The 19485-nt window shown below is 59.7% G+C and carries 19 protein-coding genes and 1 pseudogene; 11 read left to right on the top strand and 9 right to left on the bottom strand.

Features of this window, described 5'->3' with window-relative positions; all coding sequences use genetic code 11:
* Window positions 1–24: 24 nt before the first annotated feature.
* Window positions 25–384, bottom strand: a pseudogene (locus FNT36_RS25800) (YkvA family protein); the annotation flags it as partial.
* 147 nt (window positions 385–531) lie between these two features.
* Window positions 532–1230, bottom strand: coding sequence for a C40 family peptidase (locus FNT36_RS08515; protein ID WP_144846397.1), 699 nt, complete (start codon window positions 1228–1230; stop codon window positions 532–534).
* Between the two features lie 318 nt (window positions 1231–1548).
* On the opposite strand from FNT36_RS08515, the gene FNT36_RS08520 reads away from it, so the two are divergent.
* Complete coding sequence (locus tag FNT36_RS08520) at window positions 1549–1869, top strand: DUF4157 domain-containing protein (protein WP_144846399.1); 321 nt, start codon at window positions 1549–1551, stop codon at window positions 1867–1869.
* Window positions 1870–1936: 67 nt separating this feature from the next.
* Here FNT36_RS08520 and FNT36_RS08525 read toward each other — a convergent pair whose 3' ends face one another.
* On the bottom strand, window positions 1937–2668 hold the full coding sequence (locus FNT36_RS08525; RefSeq protein ID WP_144846401.1) for an SDR family NAD(P)-dependent oxidoreductase: 732 nt from the start codon (window positions 2666–2668) through the stop codon (window positions 1937–1939).
* A gap of 158 nt (window positions 2669–2826) precedes the next feature.
* On the opposite strand from FNT36_RS08525, the gene FNT36_RS08530 reads away from it, so the two are divergent.
* From FNT36_RS08530 to FNT36_RS08540, 3 genes are all read left to right on the top strand, one after another.
* Window positions 2827–3558, top strand: coding sequence for a YetF domain-containing protein (locus FNT36_RS08530; protein WP_144846403.1), 732 nt, complete (start codon window positions 2827–2829; stop codon window positions 3556–3558).
* Between the two features lie 115 nt (window positions 3559–3673).
* Window positions 3674–4426, top strand: a complete 753-nt coding sequence (locus FNT36_RS08535; RefSeq protein WP_144846405.1) for a hypothetical protein — start codon at window positions 3674–3676, stop codon at window positions 4424–4426.
* Between the two features lie 124 nt (window positions 4427–4550).
* Entirely contained in the window at window positions 4551–5900 is a 1350-nt protein-coding gene (locus FNT36_RS08540; RefSeq protein ID WP_144846407.1) for a lysophospholipid acyltransferase family protein, read from the top strand.
* 50 nt (window positions 5901–5950) lie between these two features.
* On the opposite strand, the gene FNT36_RS08545 is transcribed toward FNT36_RS08540, so the two are convergent.
* Together FNT36_RS08545 and FNT36_RS08550 are read right to left on the bottom strand one after the other, a co-directional pair.
* The gene (locus FNT36_RS08545; RefSeq protein WP_144846409.1) at window positions 5951–7606 is read right to left on the bottom strand and encodes an FAD-dependent oxidoreductase; all 1656 of its coding nucleotides are present in this window, start codon (window positions 7604–7606) and stop codon (window positions 5951–5953) included.
* Between the two features lie 93 nt (window positions 7607–7699).
* A complete protein-coding gene (locus FNT36_RS08550; protein ID WP_144846411.1) occupies window positions 7700–9097 on the bottom strand; it encodes a sensor histidine kinase in 1398 nt (465 codons plus the stop codon).
* A 103-nt stretch (window positions 9098–9200) separates the two neighbouring features.
* Here FNT36_RS08550 and FNT36_RS08555 point away from each other — a divergent pair, with 103 nt between their 5' ends.
* Together FNT36_RS08555 and FNT36_RS08560 are read left to right on the top strand one after the other, a co-directional pair.
* Window positions 9201–10517 carry an McrB family protein gene (locus tag FNT36_RS08555; RefSeq protein ID WP_233635789.1) on the top strand — a complete coding sequence of 439 codons (1317 nt, stop codon included), beginning with the start codon at window positions 9201–9203 and terminating at the stop codon, window positions 10515–10517.
* Between the two features lie 116 nt (window positions 10518–10633).
* Window positions 10634–11665, top strand: coding sequence for a 5-methylcytosine restriction system specificity protein McrC (locus tag FNT36_RS08560; protein WP_144846415.1), 1032 nt, complete (start codon window positions 10634–10636; stop codon window positions 11663–11665).
* 105 nt (window positions 11666–11770) lie between these two features.
* On the opposite strand, the gene FNT36_RS08565 is transcribed toward FNT36_RS08560, so the two are convergent.
* The gene (locus tag FNT36_RS08565; RefSeq protein ID WP_144846417.1) at window positions 11771–11992 is read right to left on the bottom strand and encodes a hypothetical protein; all 222 of its coding nucleotides are present in this window, start codon (window positions 11990–11992) and stop codon (window positions 11771–11773) included.
* Between the two features lie 153 nt (window positions 11993–12145).
* Here FNT36_RS08565 and FNT36_RS08570 point away from each other — a divergent pair, with 153 nt between their 5' ends.
* The 3 genes from FNT36_RS08570 to FNT36_RS08580 all read left to right on the top strand — a co-directional run bounded on the left by FNT36_RS08570 (window position 12146) and on the right by FNT36_RS08580 (window position 14496).
* Window positions 12146–12736, top strand: a complete 591-nt coding sequence (locus FNT36_RS08570) for an RNA polymerase sigma factor (protein ID WP_144846419.1) — start codon at window positions 12146–12148, stop codon at window positions 12734–12736.
* A 106-nt stretch (window positions 12737–12842) separates the two neighbouring features.
* The gene (locus FNT36_RS08575; protein WP_144846421.1) at window positions 12843–14015 is read left to right on the top strand and encodes a S1C family serine protease; all 1173 of its coding nucleotides are present in this window, start codon (window positions 12843–12845) and stop codon (window positions 14013–14015) included.
* Window positions 14016–14256: 241 nt separating this feature from the next.
* Window positions 14257–14496 carry a hypothetical protein gene (locus FNT36_RS08580; protein WP_144846423.1) on the top strand — a complete coding sequence of 80 codons (240 nt, stop codon included), beginning with the start codon at window positions 14257–14259 and terminating at the stop codon, window positions 14494–14496.
* A 94-nt stretch (window positions 14497–14590) separates the two neighbouring features.
* Here FNT36_RS08580 and FNT36_RS08585 read toward each other — a convergent pair whose 3' ends face one another.
* Window positions 14591–15355, bottom strand: a complete 765-nt coding sequence (locus FNT36_RS08585) for a septal ring lytic transglycosylase RlpA family protein (protein WP_233635790.1) — start codon at window positions 15353–15355, stop codon at window positions 14591–14593.
* 507 nt (window positions 15356–15862) lie between these two features.
* Between FNT36_RS08585 and FNT36_RS08590 the strand changes: the two genes are divergently transcribed.
* Window positions 15863–16777 carry a DUF72 domain-containing protein gene (locus FNT36_RS08590; RefSeq protein ID WP_144846427.1) on the top strand — a complete coding sequence of 305 codons (915 nt, stop codon included), beginning with the start codon at window positions 15863–15865 and terminating at the stop codon, window positions 16775–16777.
* A 94-nt stretch (window positions 16778–16871) separates the two neighbouring features.
* On the opposite strand, the gene FNT36_RS08595 is transcribed toward FNT36_RS08590, so the two are convergent.
* On the bottom strand, window positions 16872–17615 hold the full coding sequence (locus FNT36_RS08595; RefSeq protein WP_144846429.1) for a tetratricopeptide repeat protein: 744 nt from the start codon (window positions 17613–17615) through the stop codon (window positions 16872–16874).
* A 153-nt stretch (window positions 17616–17768) separates the two neighbouring features.
* On the opposite strand from FNT36_RS08595, the gene FNT36_RS08600 reads away from it, so the two are divergent.
* The gene (locus FNT36_RS08600) at window positions 17769–18659 is read left to right on the top strand and encodes an alpha/beta hydrolase (RefSeq protein ID WP_144846431.1); all 891 of its coding nucleotides are present in this window, start codon (window positions 17769–17771) and stop codon (window positions 18657–18659) included.
* An 11-nt stretch (window positions 18660–18670) separates the two neighbouring features.
* On the opposite strand, the gene FNT36_RS08605 is transcribed toward FNT36_RS08600, so the two are convergent.
* Window positions 18671–19465 carry a DUF4097 family beta strand repeat-containing protein gene (locus FNT36_RS08605; RefSeq protein WP_144846433.1) on the bottom strand — a complete coding sequence of 265 codons (795 nt, stop codon included), beginning with the start codon at window positions 19463–19465 and terminating at the stop codon, window positions 18671–18673.
* Window positions 19466–19485 lie beyond the last annotated feature (20 nt).

Here is a 19485-nt window from a genome sequence, read left to right on the forward strand (position 1 = left end):
CTTGATGGAAGTGGAAAACCACGCCACCAGTGCCATATCATCGAGCAAGCCCACTACCGGAATAAAATCCGGAATCAGGTCAATCGGTGATAAAAAGTAAATGAGTACTGCCACGGCAGCCACCACTGTCGAGGTCGGTAGCTCGGTGTACTCGCCCGAAATGCTGAGTTTGATGAGCCGGAACAGGCTTTGCAGCGTGTCCCAGGCCTCGTGGGCTAGGGTACCTAGCTCTTTCTTCTCGCTGGCCTTTTGGTAAGCATCGGTCAGGAGCTTTTTGAGGCGGGTGGGCTGCTGAATGTAGCTCTCGGCCGAAGCCAGAAACTTCTTAAAGAACTTGGAGCCGGCCACATCATTGCCGGAAGGAGGGGAGTTGTAAGTAGCCATGCGGAAAAAAGGGCGTAAAGTGGCATGCGGCGCTGCCGCCACCAGGGCTTAGTACTGCATTTGGGCCGGCAATGTTTTAAGCTACCAAAAACGGCCCTTCGCTAGGGTAGCGAAGGGCCGTTGAATAGATAAGCGCGACAGGTAACGTTAATTGACTACCTGTGCGGTAGCAGCTTCGAGCAGCTCTTCGGCCTGCGGTATTTCGGTGCCTTCTACTCGGCCAGCGGCGTAGAAATTGCGGCTGTAGTAAGCCTGGTTGAGCGAGCTTACCATTACGCCGCCGTTGGTGGCCGAGTGAGCAAACTTGCCGTCTTTCAGATAGATACCTACGTGGTAGATATTACCCTTGCCGTGGCTGAAGAAAACAAGGTCGCCGGCCTTCATCTCTTTCTTGGCCACGCGCTTGGCCGAGCCAAACATGGCCCGCGAGCTGTGCTTGAGGCTGATGCCATACACCTTCTTGTAGACCTGCGACACGAAGCCCGAGCAGTCGGTGCCGCGGCGCGAGCTAGCGCCGTAGCTGTAGGGCGTGCCAATCCAGTCAATCACGGTTTGGAGCAGGCTCTTGTTTTCGGTTTGAGCTAGCTTGAGGCCTAGGGTCTGGCCGTAGTAGCCGTAGGCCAGCGAGTCGCGGGTAGCCGTTACCAATGCCGACTCGGGCGCTACCGGGGTATCGCCATCTCCGTCGTTGCTGGGCACTAGGCCCGAAAGCAGCGATGCTTCGGCTACGGCGGGCACGGCGTGGGTAGCAGTACCGGCCGAGGCCGAAGCATCGGGTGCTTTATCAAAGCAGAAGGAGAGGGCCAGGGAGGCAGCGGCGAGGCAACACAGCAGGGTATTCTTCATAGTCCGTTGGTTGGGGTGAGCACCGGCCAGTGCTAGCAAGCTACTCGGCCGGGAAAAAGGGGATGACTGTTGCGCTAGGCGAAGCGGTAATTACCGCCAGAATAAGAGTGAGTAAAATGAAATCGAATAGCTCGTTTTTGGGTTGAGCTAAGAAATAGGCTCGGCCAAATCTAAGTCATAAAAACTTATACAACCGAGTGAAAAATAGGAAAAAGACAAATTTTATTAAAAAAGTGCATTAATAAGGCTGAAATAACTGTTTCACAGCCGCAACCAATATCAAATCCGCCTCGTAGTTTCGCCCGAATTTTGTACTTTATGGAGCCACGCACTTTTGTTAATTCCCCACTCGCCCGGGTGGCTAGGTTGGTACTAGGCCGTGCCCCGCGCGTGGCTATGGTACTAGGCAAAACGGTGCACCTAAGCGGCGCCACGCGCGCCGAGTTTTTGGCCGACCCCGAGTGGGTGGCGCACGAGGAGGTGCACCTGCGCCAAGTGCGCGACCTAGGGCTGCCGCGCTTCCTGTGGCAGTACTTAGTAGAATCGGCTCGCGTGGGCTACTACCAAAACAGGTTTGAGGTGGAGGCCCGCGAAGGTGCTCGGCTCTTTATGGAAAGCCTCGCCAAAAAGGCCACCTAGGGCAAAAAATAAAAGCCTAGGTTGCTCCGAGCAACCTAGGCTTTCAAAAGTGTTAGTGGTCAGTGCGCTAGAGTTGCGCTAGGCGCCCACCGTCGACCACTAGCGTAGTGCCGTTGATAAAGTTGGCTTCGTCGGAGGCCAGAAAGCAGATGGCAGCAGCTAGCTCATCGGGCGTGCCTATCTGGCCGGTTATCTTTTCGGTGCCGTTTTGCACGTTGGGGTTGCTGCGCAGCATGGGCGTTTCGACGGCGCCCGGCGCCACGCCCACAATGCGGGCTTGCGTATGAGGAATTTCGAGGCTGAGGCCACGGATGAAGGCATCGGTAGCACCTTTGCTAGTGGCATAGGGCACCACGTTGGGGGTGGTTTGGAAGGCGTGTACCGAGCTGATGGCTACCACAGCGCCGCCCTGCATGTGAGGCACACAGAGCTGGCAGAGCCGAAATAGTGCTCGCACATTGACGCTCTGCACGCGGTCCCAGTCGGCGGGGGCCATTTCAAGCAGGGGGGTGTAGGTCATCATGGCCGCGTCGTTTATTAGCACGTCGATGCGCCGGAAGCGAGCTAGGGTTTGCTCCACGGCGTGCACTAGGTCGGCATCGTGGCCCACATCGGCTTTAATAAACAGTGCCTCGCTGCCGCCAGCCTTTATCTCAGCTTCCACTTCGCGGCCTTCTTTGGTTTCGCGGCCTATGCAAACTACCGAGGCGCCTTCGCGCCCTAGGCGCACAGCCGTGGCCCGGCCGATGCCGGACGTGGCGCCCGTGACTAGGCAAACCTTATTCTGAAAACGGAACATAAAGTAATTGACAATCGCAGCGCTTATTTCTTGTTTACCTAACGGCCGCGAACTGGGGTTGTTTGGCTAAGGTGAGCTATTTGCTCAAAAAAGAAGCTGTAGGCCAGTTTATGACGGCTAGGACAGCCATTGGCCTGGTGCAGCCGTAAGGAGGAGCTATGCTTTTCTCTGCATTACTATTAGCGGCTGTTGAGCCGTTCTCCTGGAAGCGACTGCTGCTATCGGAAGAAGCGCCCGTGAGCTTCTTGCTCGAAATCGTGCTGCGCAGCGTGCTTATGTTTTTGCTCACCGTGGGGGCACTGCGTATTTCGGGCAAGCGTGGGGTGCGGCAGCTCTCGTTGTTCGAGTTTGCGCTGATACTGGTGCTCGGCTCGGCCGCGGGCGACGCTACCATCTACCACGACACGCCCCTGTTGCACGCCGTAGCCGTGTTCGCAGTAATTATCGCCTTGTATGTGCTTTTTAATTACTGGACCGATAAGTACCCCCGGGTAGAGCGCATGCTGGAGGGCGAGCCCGAGCTGATTGTGCAGGATGGCGAAATCGACTTGCCGGCATTTACCAAGGCCAGCCTTACGGGGCAAGAATTGAATGGCCAGCTGCGGCAGCTGCAAGTAGAGCACCTAGGGCAGGTGCGGCGCTTGTACATTGAGGCAACTGGCGAAATCAGCGTTTTTTTCTTTGAGCCCGAGCATGAGCGCCCCGGCTTGCCCATTTGGCCCGAGATATATAAGCACCCTTTATATGAACTGCCGAAGGCGGGTGCCTACGCCTGCCACGCCTGCGCCACCGTGCGCGAATTGCCCGCTGGGCCAGTACCCACCCCGTGCCCGCGCTGTGGCCGGGCCGATGGCTGGCTGCCCGTGTGCGCCACGCCCCGCATTACGTAAGCTTCTAGGCCACCGTGGCCGCAACCCGTTGGCCGCAACTTACGAATACTAACGCCTGCTGGGCCAGTCGGGCCCACAGCGCTTTACAGTTCTCTTCCTTATCATCTTTTCGCTCATGGAACCTACTTCCCACCAGCCGTCTTACGGCTCTACTGGCTCGGCCAACGTGCCCCACTCCGATAATACTTCGTCTGCCGAGTCGAGCTTCTCGACTACGGCCGCGCACGCCACTGGCAGCAGCCCTTATCCGACCGATAGCTCGGCGTCGTCGCAGCCTGCAGCTGGCGGCGTAAAAGCCAAGCTTGACAACGCCCTCGAAAGCGGTAAAAAATGGCTTAACGACTCGGGCGTAGCCGAGCAGGCCCAGCAGCTGCCCCAGAAAGCCAAAGACCTCGGCAACAAAGCTTGGACGGGTATCAGTGGCCTCACTACCACCCAAAAAGCAGTAGGTGTAGGCCTGCTGGCCGCTGGAGTAGCCTTCTTGGCTACGCGCGGCAAAAGCAAGAAGTCGGCCGGTGAGTACCGCGACCGCCCCCGCAAATCGCCCTTCGACCACCAGCCCCACACCAAAGACGGCGACCACGCCTACGACCGCAAAGGCCAGCGCCCCTGGGGTGCCAGCCGCTATAGTTCGGGCAGCGCCCCTGCCGGCAAGCCCCGCGTAAGCTCGGGTAGCGGTTACACGTCGTCGCCCTCTTCGTCGCACAGCAATGACCTAGGGCGCCAAGCCCCCACTAGCCGCCACCAAGATGCCCCGGCCTCGGGCCAGCGCCGCGACCAAGGCCCCGCCTCGGGTAGCCGCTACGATGCCAACACCTCGGGCAGTCAAAACCCGAATAACTTAGACCAGCTTACCAGCGCATATTAAGCTGTTAGCGGTCAGCGAGTAATAATTAACTTCCAAAAAAGAATAATTAATCGCTGACCACGATTCGCTAAAAAAGGCCGACTGCTCACGCAGCCGGCCTTTTTTAGTGTAAACTTGCCTGCCTATGCTCTTCTACACCGTTATGAAGCCCGTGGTGCGCCTCGGGCTGCGCGTGTTTTTTCGGCGCCTCGAAGTGCGCCACCGCCAGCGCCTGCGCCTACCGGGCCCGCTCATGCTGTGTAGCAACCACCCCAATACGCTCATGGACCCGCTCGTGACGGCCGTGCAGCGGCACCAGCCCATCGCGTTTTTGGCCAAGAGCACGTTCTTCAAAAACCCCGTGCTGGGCGCTATTATGCGCTCGGGCAACTGCATCCCCATCTACCGCCGCCAAGATGCGGAAGGCGAAGGTGCCAGCACGGCCAAGCAGCTGGCCGCCAGCAACGAAGCCAGCTTTGGTCGCTGCTACGACTACCTAGAGCGCGGCGGCACGGTCATGATATTTCCGGAGGGCACCAGCGTGAGCGAACGCCGCCTGCGCCCGCTCAAAACTGGGGCTGCCCGCATTGCCCTAGGCGCCGAGGCGCGGCACGATTTCAAGCTGGGTCTCAAGCTAGTGTGCGTGGGCACCAATTACTTCGACCCCACGCGCTTCCGCTCCGATGTACTGCTCAATGTGGCTCCACCCATCGTGGTGGCCGACTATGCGGCTCGCTACCACGAGAACCCCACCGCCGCAGCCGACGAGCTCACCGAAGAAATCCGGCAGCGCCTCACTAGGCGCCTTGTCATCAGCCGCGCCGCCGAAGACGACGAGCTGGCTCAGCAGGTAGAGCGCACTTTCGGCGACCACCTCAACCCCGACGACGACCCCGACACGCTCTACGACAACTTCGAATTGAGCCGCACGCTGCTCGATGCAGTGGCTTGGTTTGAGCAGCGCGACCCAAGCCGGCTGGCCGCATTGCGCACCGCCCTAGGTCAGTATTTAGCGAGTTTGCAGGCTCATAAGCTCGAAGACGATGACCTCGACCAAACTCAGCGTCCCGGCTCGCGCCTAGCCGACTTTCTTAACCTAGTGCTGGGCCTGCCGGTGTGGCTCTACGGGCTCATTACCAACTACGTGCCCTATAAGATTCCGGCGCAGGTAGCTCGCCGCGCCACCAAGGATACCGAGTTTATCGCCGCTATTCTGTTAGGCGTAGGCATCATCACATTCCCGCTAGCCTATGCTATCGAAGCGGCCGCCGTGCAGCACTGGCTCACGCATGACTGGCGCCTCACGAGCTTGTTTGTGTTGAGCCTGCCGCTGGCGGGTTTCTACGCCCTAGGCTATTGGCAAACGCTAAGCGCCCGCCTGCGTCGCTTACGGGTGCGTTGGCTACCGGCCGCTAAGCGGGCTGGCCTGCGGGCACAGCGTGCCGAAGTCCTGCGCCTGCTGGATGACGCACGAGCCGAATATTTAAAGCAGTGAGTAATTAACGAGGAGCAGCCTAAATGACGTGACTGCTCCTTATTAACTGTCTACTCGTCTAAGTACTGGTGCACAAACTTGATGGCCATGCTGCCCTCGCCTACGGCCGAGGCCACGCGGGCCATAGCGCCAGCACGGCCATCGCCGGCAGCAAACATGCCGGGTACGCAGGTTTCGAGCAGGTAGGGTTCGCGCTCCTTCTTCCAGGAAACACCGTAGCGCGGGTCGGCCACTAGGTCACGGCCGGTGAGCAGGTAGCCCTTGGCATCACAAATGGCGAGGTGGCATATCCACTCGGTGCTCGGCTTGGTGCCAATGAAGATGAACAAGGCGCGGGCGGGGTGCTTTTCGGGCTCTTGGCCATCACGCTGAATCACAACAGCCTCCAGCGAGGTGTCGCCACACGCCTCGCGCACCTGGGTGCGGGGCAGCAGTTCGATGTTCGGTGTTTGGCTAATCTGCTCGATGAGGTAGGCCGACATGCTGGCCGCCAGACTATCACCCCGAATCACGATAAAGACCTTCGACGCATACGTGGAGAGGTACATGGCCGCCTGCCCCGCCGAGTTACCTCCGCCAATGATGTAAACCGGCTGGTTGCTACAGCTGCGCGCCTCAGTGCGGGCCGCACCGTAGTACACGCCAGCCCCGCTCAGGCGGTCGAGGCCCGGCGCTTGCAGTGTGCGGTAGCTGACGCCGGTAGTAAGCACCACGGCGCGAGTTTTTATCTCTGTTTTGTCGCCTAGGGTCAGCACTTTATAGCCATCCTTCACGCACAGGTCTACTACCTCCTGCGGGGCCATAAACTCGGCACCTAGGCGGGTGGCCTGGCTCCAGGCGCGGTGAGCCAGCTCGGCGCCGCTCAGCCCGGTGGGGAAGCCTAGGTAATTTTCGATGCGCGACGATGAGCCCGCCTGTCCGCCGGGCGTTTGCCGCTCGATGATGAGGGTTTTCAAGCCTTCCGATGCGCCGTACACGGCCGCCGCCAGCCCGGCTGGGCCAGCCCCAATGACGACCACATCGTACAGCTCTTGCTTGGCCTCTACTAGCAGCCCTAGGTGTCGGGCCAGGTCAAGTTTATCGGGCCGCGACACCACTTTGCCATCAGGGCAAAAGACCACAGGTAGGTCGTCGGGGCCAAAGCCGCTGGCTTGCAGCAGGGTAGCGGCTTCGGCATCCTTCTCAAAGTCAAGCCACTGGTAGCCTACCATGTAGCCGCTCAAGAAGTCCTTGAGGTCGTGCGACAGCGGCGACCACTGAAACCCAACCAGCCGGATGCCCGCAAACGCCGGCCGGTAAGTGGCTTGCCAGCTAGCCAGCAGGTCGTGCAGGGTAGGGTAGAGGAGCTGCTCGGGCGGGTCCCAGGGCTTGAGCAGGTAGTAGTCGAGCTGCGCCGAGTTGATGGCTTGAATGGCAGCCGTGGTATCGGCATAGGCCGTTAGTAGCACGCGCTTGGCGCTCGGAAACAGGCTGCGGGCGTGGGTCAGCACCTCTACACCCTCCACGTCGGGCATGCGCTGGTCGGCCAGCACTAAGGCCAAGGGCTCGGCGCGGGCGCGCAGCTCGTCGAGCGTTTTCAAGGCTTCCGGCCCCGAGCCTACGCTTAAGATGCGGTAGTCTTTGTGAAACTCTTTGCGCAAGTCGCGGGTGATAGCGCCCAGCACCTGCGGGTCATCGTCAACGGTCAGGATAATGGGCTTTTTCATAAAAGGAAGCTAGCACACAACATCAGTAAGCAGTGTGCAAAATAATAATAGATGCGTACCACATTTGCTACTTAGCGCTTGGGTAATCATTCGTTAACCAATCGGCAGCCAGGCCGTGAACTCGGTGCGCCCAGATTGTGATGTGGCCTCTAGGCGCCCGCCATGCTCCTGCACAATGCGCCGGGCAATGTCGAGGCCCTGGCCCGAGCCCTCGCCAGCTGGCTTGGTAGTGTAAAAGGGCTCAAACATGTGCGCAAGCACCTCGGGCGTGATGCCTGCGCCATTGTCTTGAATGCTGACGCACACGAAGTCACTTTGCTTGGTCACGTGCACCGTGAGCTCGCCGCCTTTGTCAGGCAGTGCATCCAACGCATTATCAATCAAGTTAGTCCACACCTGGTTAAGGCTGCCAGCCTGGCCCATTATCAGCGGTAAGTCGGGAGCGTAGTCGCGGGTGAGGCGCACGTTTTTTTGGCGCAGCGCGTGGGCAAAGATGTTGAGCGTGCTATCGAGCCCGGTCGTGATGGCGAGCTTCTCGCGGCCCCCGGCGCGGTCCATGTGTGAGTAAGTTTTGACATCATTCACCAGCGTACTGATGCGCTGGCTAGCTTCTCGGATATCGCGGGCTAGGCGCAGCGTGGCTAGGTGGCCCGCCAGCCAAGTCAGCGCCGGAATGCGAGCATCGGTTGGTAGCTGGGCCGACACTGGCGCCAAGGCGTCTAGGCCCAGACCTGCATCGAGTAAGCTGGCGGCCAGGGTGTAGCCATCGGGACAGCCCTGTTCTTCGAGCCATTCGGCCAACTCTTCTTCACGGTCCGAAGCTTGCAGTGCCGAGAGTGCCGGTAGCGCCTCGGTCGGCAGCACGGCCAACGCTATGAGGGCGGCCATGGCGTCGGCAGGGGGGCAGGCTGCGAGCATGTCTTGCAGCAGTTGCGGCTTCACAAGAAGCGAGTCGGCCAGCGCGGCGGCAGCGCGGCTGATGGCCGCCGCCGGATTATTGAGTTCATGCGAGAGGCCAGCCGACAGCTTGCCTAGGGCCCGCAGCTTGTCGTCGCGCTCCTGGGCGCGCGCTTCTTCGCGGGCACGGTCGCTCATGATGCCTACCAAGCGCTGCACTAGCTCGGGGCTCACATGCTCGAGCGCCGCAAACTGGCTGCGCGGCAGTTGATACAAGATAGTCTCGCCGATAGTGACGCCTTGGCCCCGAAACACTTGCAGCCGCGAGTAAGGAAGTACCCCGGTCACGCGGCTTGCCTCTACGCTAAAGACGGGTGTGCGGCCGGTGGGAGTAGTGGCGTAATACTGTAGGGTACCCTTCACCACGGCCAGCATGCGGTCGGCGGGGGCACCAGCTTCTACCACGATTTCGCCGGGGGCATATTGCCACACTTCGCCTGCTTCGAGCAGCCAGGCCAGCACCTCGGGCGGCAGGTTGTCAAAGGCCGTAATGACACCTAGGAGAGCAGGGTCGGGGGGAAGGAGCTGAGACATGCTAAGGCAACCAGCTAGCCGCTGGCAGAGTTAAGCGAAGAAGACAGGCCAAAGAAAAGGCCTAGGGCCGCACCACTGGCGGCCAGTACGTGTTATTTGTGCTGTGACTGACGTTTCTGCTCCTGCCCCCCCGGCGCCTGCCGCCCCGCTGCTCACCCGCGAGCAGGTGCTGCGTGCCCTGCGCCTTGTGGAGCGCGAAGGCCGCCAACTGCCGCCCAGCACCGTGTACGAGCTGCTGTACCGCAGCCGCCGCTACCCGCCCCGCGCCGTGGCCGAACTGGCCTACCGCCTCGCGCACCGCGACCCCAAAATTCGCTGGCCCCACCCCGCCGGTCAGCCCACTAATGCGGTGCTCGAAGCGCTCGACTTTACTATTGTAGCCAAGCGCCCCATCCTGGCCGCGGGCTCGGCTCAAGACCAGGGCCAGGCCGCCGAGCAGCAGGCCGAAGACCTATATACTGGCCCAACCTCGGCCGAAAAGTTGGCCGCTAGCCCTACTGTAGCCGAGCCTGCCCCTACCTATGTGAGCTCGCCGCCCCCGGCTTATGACGATAAAACGGCCCTAGGTGAGTTGTTTATTTCAAAGGAAGAGCTGGCCGCGGCTCTGGCCGGCCTGCGCCGCCGCCGTGCCCTGTTGCTACAGGGCCCGCCCGGCACCGGCAAAACGTTTTTGGCGCGCCGGCTAGCCTGGCTGCTCCTAGGCGCCCAAGACGACAGCCGTATTGAGCTAGTGCAGTTTCACCCCAGCTACGGCTACGAAGACTTTGTGCTAGGTTTTCGGCCAGGCCCCGATGGGCAATTTGGCTTGGTGCCCGGCGTGCTGCCACTGCTGTGCCAGCGCGCCGCTGCTGACCCCGAGCGGCCTTACTTTCTGCTGATTGACGAGCTGAACCGTGGCAACGTGGCGCGCATTTTTGGCGAATTGCTGGTGCTACTAGAGCCTTCGCAGCGGGGCCCGGCCCACGCCCTGCGCTTGCCCTACGCCCCTCCCGAAGAGCCGCTGTTTTACGTGCCCGAAAACCTATACGTCATCGGTACGCTCAACCTCGCCGACCGCTCGTTGGCGCCTCTCGACTATGCCCTTCGGCGCCGCTTCGCGTTCGTGACCATGCAGCCGCAGTTTGGCGGCGCCCTGCAAGAGCTGCTGCACGCTGCCCGCGTGCCCGGCCCCTTGGCCGCCCACGTGGCCGAGCGCATGGCCGAGCTCAACCAAACTATTGCCGATGACCCCGACCTAGGGCCCGATTTTGCAGTGGGCCACAGCTATTTCTGTGCCCCGCCCGCCGCCCCGGCCGAGGCGGCCGCCTGGCTGCGCCTGGTTTTTGAGCAGGAAATAGGCCCGCTGCTAGCCGACTACTGGCGCGAGCAGCCCGCCACGGCCGCCGCCCACCAGCGCCGGCTATTGCAAGGGTTACAATAAGATGCTTGTCCTTGCGAGCGCAGCGAAGCAAGCGCATTTAGTAAGCATCGCTGCCTTAGTGCGCTTGCTTCGCTACGCTCACCAGGACAAGCGTATTCAACTATGATTTCCCTAACGTGATACCGCTAGCCACGCTCTATTACTTGTTGTGCTACGCCTGGCAGCGCTTGCCCGTGCCGGCTGTGCTGCAAGCCACCGAGGCTACGCCCTTCCACCGCCCGCTGGAGCTACTGACCCAAATGCTGCTGCACGCTACCCGTGAGCTGCTGCGCACCGGCCTGCCCCGCGGCTACCAAACCCAGGAGGCCGAACTGCGTGAGCTGCGGGGCCGCATTGAGCTGGCGCCCAGCCTAGGCCGCGGGCTGCTGCCCCAGGGCCGCGCCGTGTGCACCTACGATGAGCTGAGTGCCAACCAGCCACTATACCAATTAGTAGCCGGTACGCTGGCGGCCCTAGCCAACCACCGGGCCGTGCCCGTAGCCCTGCGCCGCGACCTAGGGCACCTGCGCCGCCGCTTGCCGGCCGAAGTAGTGCCGCTGGCGCCCACGGCTGGCATTTTTGCGCAACTGCGCCACCAGCGCCCGGCTAGCCGAGAGGCGTTTTTGCTGCACTTATGCGAACTCATCTACCAAACTGCTTTGCCTGAGCCGGCTGACGAGGGCCGGGGCCGCTTCGTCGATTTTCGGCGCGATGAGCGCCTGATGGCGCGCTTATTTGAGCAGGCCGTGCGCAATTTTTACCGCCGCGAACAGCGCCAGTATCGCGTGTTTGCCGAAACCATTGCCTGGCAGGCTGTGGCGCCGCAACCGCAAGACTTAGCCTTGCTGCCCACCATGCTCACCGATACGACCTTGGAGAGCCCGGCCCGCAAGATTATTCTCGATACCAAGTACTACGCGGCGGCCCTACGCCCGCGCTACGACCAGCAGCGGCTCATCTCGCCGCACCTCTACCAGCTCTACGCCTATCTCCAAAATGTGCGCTCCGCGGCTGGTCAGCACCTTGAGGGCATCTTGCTCTATCCCGCGGCTACTGCCGCCGTCGATGTGCACTATACCCTAGGTGGCCACCCGGTGCGTATCGTCACCCTCGATTTGCACCAGCCCTGGCCCGGTATCGCCGCCGACTTGCTGGCATTGGTTGCCTAGCCAAGCCATGTAAGCTAAGGGAGCACCTAGGGCACAAAAAATCGGCTCACACTAGGAAGTGTGAGCCGCTTTCAGAAAAATACTCCGGGCTAGGCCCGGGCGTAATTACATTTTCTTGGTGGTGTCGGTGCTCATAGCGCCAGTGCCGGTAGCAGCATCAGCAGGAGCAGTCGAGGTAGCGCTCGAATCAGTGGTCATGGTCGAAGACGACTCAGTGGTAGCGGGCGTAGCGGTGGTGGTTTCGCTAGTAGCGGTTTTCGACTCGCACGAGGTCAGGCCTACAGCTAGGAACAGAGCAGCAGCCGATACTTTCAGAAAGTTGGTCATCTTGAGGTAAATTTGAAAATGGGAGTAACTAAAATCTGCCCTTAATACTCCGACTGCCGCCAGGTAACCCAAGGGCTAGAAAAAAAATTTAAATAAATCATCTTGGGTTACTAATGCTCGTTAGCTGGCATTAACCCCCGAAGCGAATTGAACATGGATAGCACAACGGCGCTGGCGGCCGATGCCCAACTAATCAGAGCCATCCAAGGTGGCGACGAACGGGCGCTGAGCCAGCTCTACCGCCTGCACTGGCCAATGGTATCGCACTTCGTGCTGCAAAACAGCGGCACCGAAGACGATGCCCGCGACGTGTATCAGGAAGGCGTAATGGTGTTTTATGAAAAAGTACGCGAAGGCTCTCTCGAGCTGAGCTGCCAGATTAAAACCTACCTCTACGCCGTCTGCCGCCGCCTGTGGCTCAAGCGCCTCACCACCAAGAGCCGGCTGCACGGTGTGCGCCTGCTCGACGATGATGACTACGGCCCTTACCTCAACACGGGGGCCGAAGATGACCTCCACGAAGCCGAAGAGCGCGACCGGCGCTTTGCGACGATGAGCGAGGCGCTCACCCACCTAGGGGAGCCCTGCCGCTCGCTGCTCGAAGGCTTTTACCTGCTCGATAAGTCGATGCAGGACCTCACGGCGGAGCACGGCTACACCAACGCCGACACTGCCAAAACACAGAAGTACAAGTGCCTCACGCGCTTGAAGAAGTTGTTTTTTGCTAGTTATAAAGAAGCTTAATTCTTTAGCTGCTGGTCTCTAGCTAGTAGTTGTTAGCCCCTTATGAGGAGGTGCGGCAGCCACAAGCTAGTAGCTACAGCCAAAGGCTAACAGCTCGAAAAAGAAGATGCAAACCGAAGCTGACTACTACGCGCTCTTTGAAGCTTACCAGCGCGGTGAGCTTGCCGCCGGGGCGCGGGCCGACCTAGAGGCGCGCCTTAGCGCCGACCCGCGGCTGCACCAGCGCTATACCGAGTTTGAGGAGCTGACCGGTACGCTACGCGCCTACGGTGAGCGCCGCCGCACCCGCCAAACTATTAATGCCCTGCACACCGCCATGCTGGCCGCCGAAGAAGCGCCTGCAGATATGGAAGAAAAGCAGGCTGAAGGCTTGTCGTATTCGGTAAACCCGCGCCTGAGCATTTCGCGCACCGAGCGCCGCCTGCGCGAGTTTTGGAGTGGTCACCGCGCCACTATGGGCGTGGCCGCTTCGGTAGCCGTGCTAGCCGTGTTCTGCACGTTGCTAGGTCTCGATTTGTGGCGGGCTACCACTGCCGCGCCCGCTAGTGGCCTGCGAGAGCTGCGAGGTGAGGTAGCCCGCATTACACGCCGGACGGATGCGCTAACCCGGAAGGTGAATAATGTGACCGGCACAATTGAGTCAGTAGCGCCAGTGCGCGTAAACAAATACAGCGGTACTGGCTTCGCGCTCACTGCCGACGGCTACCTAGTTACCAGCGCGCACGTTATTAAAGGGGCTGACTCGCTGCTGGTAGAAAGCCGCGACCACCGGCGCTACCACGCCGAAACAGTGTATGCCGACCGCAAACACGACTTGGCTATCCTGCGCATTAAAGACCGCAATTTCAAGCCATTCACTAAGCTGCCCTATACCTTCAAGGCCGGTCAGGCTGACCTAGGCGAGCGGGTATATACCCTAGGCTACCCCCGTGAGGATGTAGTATATGGCGAAGGTGCTCTGAGCGCTCGCTCGGGCTACGACGGCGACACGGCGTTCTACCAAGTAAGCATTCCGCTGAACCCCGGCAACTCGGGGGGGCCACTGCTCGATGGGCAGGGTAACCTTATTGGGGTAGTGAGCAGCCGGCAAGACGATGTGCTGGGTGCGGCTTTCGCCACCAAGTCGTCGTACCTAGTGCGGCTCGTCGATTCGCTCAAAAACAAGCAACCTGTGCAGCCCTACCACTTGCCGCGCGCCAACCAGCTGGCTGGGGCCGGCCGCCCGCAGCAGCTCAAGCGCCTGCAAGACTTTGTGTTTGTAGTAAAGGTTTATGAATAGAACTTCATCCTGCTTTCTGCAAAATTTAAAAAAGCCTCGCCTACCAGCGGGGCTTTTTTGTGCGGGTGCACTTCCTAAAAGCACGCCGCACGCCACTGCCCTAGGGCGAGCATTGCTTGGGCCTGAGGCCAGAGAATAATTAGCTCGGCTAAAACGCCCGGCTGACTTTCGCGTACAACCGTTGCACAGGCCGCCAGCTACCGGCCGGCCGTGCTCCCTCACCAAAATACCCTCCCCTCCAATGGCTGACCAACTCCAACAAGTCGAAAAGGTTCTTCCCGAAGATATTGCGCGCACGTTTGAGGCCGCCGTTAATGTGTTTCAAGGCAAAACCGAGCACATGGATGACTTGCTCAAAAACGGCGGTACGCTGCTGCGTAAGGTTTCTAAAAACTTCAGCTCTACGCAAATGATTCTAGGCGTAGCAGCCCTGGCTGTGGTGTCGATTATCGTTATCAACCGCGCTAGCCAAGACGAATAGTAGCTACCTACCTAGGTAACGCAAAAAGGCGCCTCACTCCCTAATAAGAGTGAGGCGCCTTTTCGTGTATAAAAGCTGTAAAAGCCTGCGCTGGCTAGTTGAGGGGTGCGGCTACGGGGGTAGTAGCCGAAGCTACTACAGCTTGGCTAGGTAGCTGCCGCACTACGCCAGTCACGCCCCACGACTGGAGGCGGCGCTGCACGGTTTCAGCTGCCAGCCACGTGTCGAGCTGGCTAATGAGCACGCGGCTCACCTGCTGGCCAGCCAATACTTCCTCTTTGATTTCAATGGTCAAGCTTGGGTCGAGCGACAGCACGCGGGCCCGCATAGCCTCTGCGTTTTGAGCTTCTTGAAAAATGCCTACCTGCACCAGAAACTGTGAAGCCGAGCCTGTAGTAGTGCTAGCCGAAGCAGCTGCGCTAGGAGTCGTAGCAGAGGCCGTAGCCGCCAGCATAGTGCTATCGGGTAGGCTGCTTAGCTCGTAGGTGGTAAACGGAGCGGCAGGGTTGGGGTCAGCCGCTTGCAAGGCTACTAGGTTGCGCGGGGCGGCAGCAGGACCTAGGGGAGTGGTGGCAGGTACCACTTGCGCAATAACGGTGGCAGCGCCGAGCGAAATAATGCCGAGGGGCCGCGCTGCTACTTCAGACAGGTCGATGATGCGCTGGTGGCGAAACGGACCACGGTCAGAAACCCGTACAATCACAGATTTGCCGTTTTTTACATTCGTAACGCGCAGCCGGGTGCCGAAGGGCAGGCTTTTGTGAGCGCAGGTAAACTTGAAGCGGTTAAAACGCTCGCCGCTGCTGGTGCGCTTGCCCTGGTGCTCGCGGCCATACCACGAAGCCCGGCCACGCAGCACAGTAGAGTAGGAAAGAGAGGCTGCAGCCTTAGTACGAGTGGTAGCCGTGCGGGCCCGGTGCGTACCGGCAATCGCAGGCGAAGCTAACCCACAGACTAACAATAGATAAAAGCAACTAAAAAGAAAGCCGGAAGTAAAGAAAGAAATTCGCTTGAGCGTCATGCGCTTTATTGGGATGGTAACTGACCGAATTTAAGAGGACCTTCCACAAAAACCTAGTATTGCGCTTTGCTAAAGAAATTATCAAGCATTAAAAATTGTCCTTTTCTTATAAAACTTGCATTTAAGATATCTATTGCGTGGGTTGTTAATAGCCGATTGTGTTTACTAAAGCCACTTTTAGGCCTGTTATTGTATTTTTCCGCGGTGACCGCTAGAATTAGATTTTGCGGCGTGTGTAAAATTTTGGCATCTAGCTATGGAGCATAGCCAGAGCTAGGTTGCACAGTTGTCATTTTGTTTGTATATGCGCGCAAGCTTCCCGCAGGTAGGCCGTACCTTCGTAGCATGGATTTTGGCCGACTACCCGACCTGCGCCACGTCGATTTCAGATTACCCTCCGACCACCCCGAGACGGCGCACGTATTGGCCCGCGCTCAGCCGACGGCCCCCGATACCCCCGGCCTATATGTAGGCTGCCCCATCTGGACTAATAAAGAGTGGCTGGGCTCGTACTTCCCGCTGGGGGCGAAGGAGCCTGATTATCTGCATTATTACGCGAAGCAATTCAACTCCCTGGAGTTGAACACGACGCACTACCGCATTCCGGATGCGCCCACGGTGAGGCGCTGGCGCGAAGCAGTAGGGCCGGGCTTCAAGTTTTGCCCCAAGCTGCCGCGCAGCATCAGCCACGAGCGCGAGCTATACAATACCGACGCACTGACGCTGACGTTTACCCGTGCCATTCTGGAGCTGGAGGACCGCCTAGGGCCCTGCTTTCTGCAGTTGCCGCCCCACATAGGCCCCGAGAGCTTGCCGCGGTTAGAGCGCTTCTTACTCGACTGGCCGGCCGAGGTACCGCTAGCCGTAGAGCTGCGCCACCCGCGCTGGTTTGCCGACCGGGGCCTGGCTGATACGATATATGCCACGCTCGAAGCCCTGAATAAAACTCTGGTAATTACGGACGTAGCGGGCCGGCGCGACGTGCTGCCCCAGCGCCTCACCACACCCGTGGCGTTTATCCGCTTCAATGGCCACGGCTTGGTAAACAGCGACTTTCAGCGCGCCGACGAATGGGCCGAGCGCCTAGCTGGCTGGTACCAGCAGGGCCTGCACGCCGCCTACGTGTTCATTCACCAGAAAGACGTGCGGCACGCGCCCATCTGGGCACAGCACTTCCTAGGGCGCGTACATGCGCTCACGGGTTTCCCTATTCAGCCACCCCGACCTATTCCGCAGGTGGTGCAGGGCAGTTTATTTTAGCGTTTAGCTGTTAGTGGTTAGTTATGAGTGTCCAGTGGTTGGCTATCAGAGTTTAATCACTAGACACGCACAACTAATTACTAACAGCTAAGCGCTACCTAAACTTGCCTTGGGGGTCGGGTAGCTTGTCCTTTAGGTCGCTGATGAGAGTGAAATCCAAGCTAGATAGGTTGAGGCTCTGACCCTTATGGATGGCTTCCCAAGCGCCAGCATAATCCTCCTGGTAGTAGCGTACGCGAGCTTGGGCTTGCCAGGCGTTGGCGTTGTTGGCATCGGCTAGCACAGCGCGCTGCGCGTAGCTGGCGGCTTCGGCTAGGTCTTTCTTTTTCTTGGTCTGGAGGTAGCGCTCTATCGCAATGGTAGTGGCATCGGTGAGCAGCCCGGCATTGGTGGGAGCTACGGCCAAGCCTTGCAGCAGAATGGCTTGCACCTCAGCTGGCGGCACTTGGCGCTGGCTCATCAGAGCAGCGAAGCCGTGGTAGGGGTCGGGATTTTTTACATCGAGCACCCAGGCCAAGTTAAAGCGCACGGCGGCCGTGTCGGGCTGATTTTCGAGCATGTACTGAAAGCCCTTGGTGCTGAAAAACTTGCTTGCCTCGGCCCGTGAGGGAAAGCTGCGGTCGATATCGGCTAGTACGGTGGTGCCTACCAAGGCCTGCGCCTGGGCTGGGCTAGCGCCGCCATACAAAGGCGCTAGGCGTGCGGGGCCGGTAGCGGCCGCTGCGGGTGCGTTCTTTTTGTTGCGTTGGGCGTGGGCGGGCAGGCAAGCGGCCGCACTCAGCAGCGTGAAGAAGGCCGCGCTCAGTAGCGTGCGCGTGGAGAGTGAAAAGAAAGCCACGGAAAATGCAGATGAATGGGACAGTTAGCAAAAATAGGGCGTCGGTGCCGTTTGCCAGCTACCCCTGCTTGGCCAAGGCAAACCACCTACCTAGGGCCGGCGTAGGTAGGGCAGCGGCAGCGAAAACTTATCCGGCTGTGGCTACCCTTACTCATGCGTTATGTACGCCTGCTAGCGCTGCCCACCCTAGGGTTGTTGCTGGCTATCACGATAGTATTGCTAGCCACCGAATGGGCCGTAGCCCGCGCTAGCCATAGGGCCTCCGATATTGCCTACGTGTCGGCGTCGGCACCCGACTTCGATACCAACCGCCACCGGCTCGATGTGTACGAGCCTAAGCAAGAAACCACTGCACCGCGGCCAGTGGTACTGTTCATTCACGGCGGTAGCTGGAATAGTGGTAGCAAGGACGACTTTATCTACAAAGCCATCGGCCGGCGACTCGCCAAAAACGGCTTTGTGGGTGTGGTAATCAGCTACCGCCTCTCGCCCCAGGTGCAGGTGTCGCAGCAGGCCGACGACTGCGCCCGTGCCCTGGCCTGGACGGTAGCCAACATCAAAGACTATGGCGGCGATCCAGCGCGCATCGTGCTCATGGGCCATTCAGCGGGCGGTGGGCTAGCGGCCCTACTGGCCACTGGCTCTGATACGCTACTGGCCCGGCACGGCCTGCCCCGCACGGCCGCCCACGCTGTGCTGCTCGATGACCCGGCCGGCCTTGACATGCTTGATTACCTCACCAAGATGCAATACCCTGGCGATGCCCAATACCTAGGTGCCTTCAGCAAAGACCCGGCAGTGTGGCGCCAATCCTCGGCCCTCTACCACCTGCGGGCTGGGGCGCCGCCCTACAGTATCTATATCGGCGGCGAAACCTACCCTAGCATCAAGGAGAGCAGCGAGAAATTTCGGCAGCGGCTGACGCAGCTGGGCCAAGCGCCTAGGTATACCATTTTGCCTGGTAAGAAGCATGTGAGCATGGTAACGCAGCTGTTTTGGGCGGGCAACCAGCTGTATGACGAGCTGCGGCGGCTGGCGCAGTAAAAGTCAGCAGCCTAGCTCTGCCGCACGACCACACTGCCGTTGGTGGTCACGGCTTTAACTGGCTGGCCACCTTTGCCTAGCGCGGTATTGACCTCGTGCTTGCGGCTTTTGGGGTCGCTCTGCGGGAGGGTGGTCTTGAGGCTACCGTTGGTAGTGCTGGTCGAAAACTGGGCTGAGTAGTCGGCCGGTACCTCCCACCTGATGCTGCCGTTCACGGTTTCTACGTCGAGGCCACTGCCCTGCCACTGGTTGCCGCTGAGCTTGATGGAGAGACTGCCATTGACGGCCTTGCCCTGTACCTGGCCCCCTAGGTCAGCCAGTGACACGCTACCATTTTGGGCGCTGAATTTGATGGCCGACTGCACACCAGCGAGGTGAATGCTACCGTTTTGGGTGGTGAGGGCCAGCGCCATGCGGCGCGGCACAAACACCTCGTAGCTGACCGCGGCCCGCTCTACGCCATTTGGCACCTTGGCAACCAACTCGTTGCTTGCAGTGCTGATGCGAATAGCCGTGGCTTGCGCCTTAGCTTCGGCCTCAGTATCAGCCCACGCCGTTACTTTGGCTCGCACGCGCACATCGGGGCCATCCCATCCCTTCACGCTGATGCTGCCGTTGGTGCTGGCATCGATGGTGAGTGGCTGCCCAACTGCGGCAGGCAAAGTCAGGTCACGAGTTTCGCAAAAGAGCTTTTGGCGGCCGTCATTACGCTCCTGACAAGTAGAGGTAAAAGTGGGCGCCGGAACGGTTTGGGCAGTGGCGGCCAGCCCGCTTAGTAGCAGCAGGCTTAATACGAGCGGTTTCATGTGTAGCGAAATAAAAGTGA

Source organism: Hymenobacter setariae, assembly GCF_007713685.1.
GTDB lineage: Bacteria > Bacteroidota > Bacteroidia > Cytophagales > Hymenobacteraceae > Hymenobacter > Hymenobacter setariae.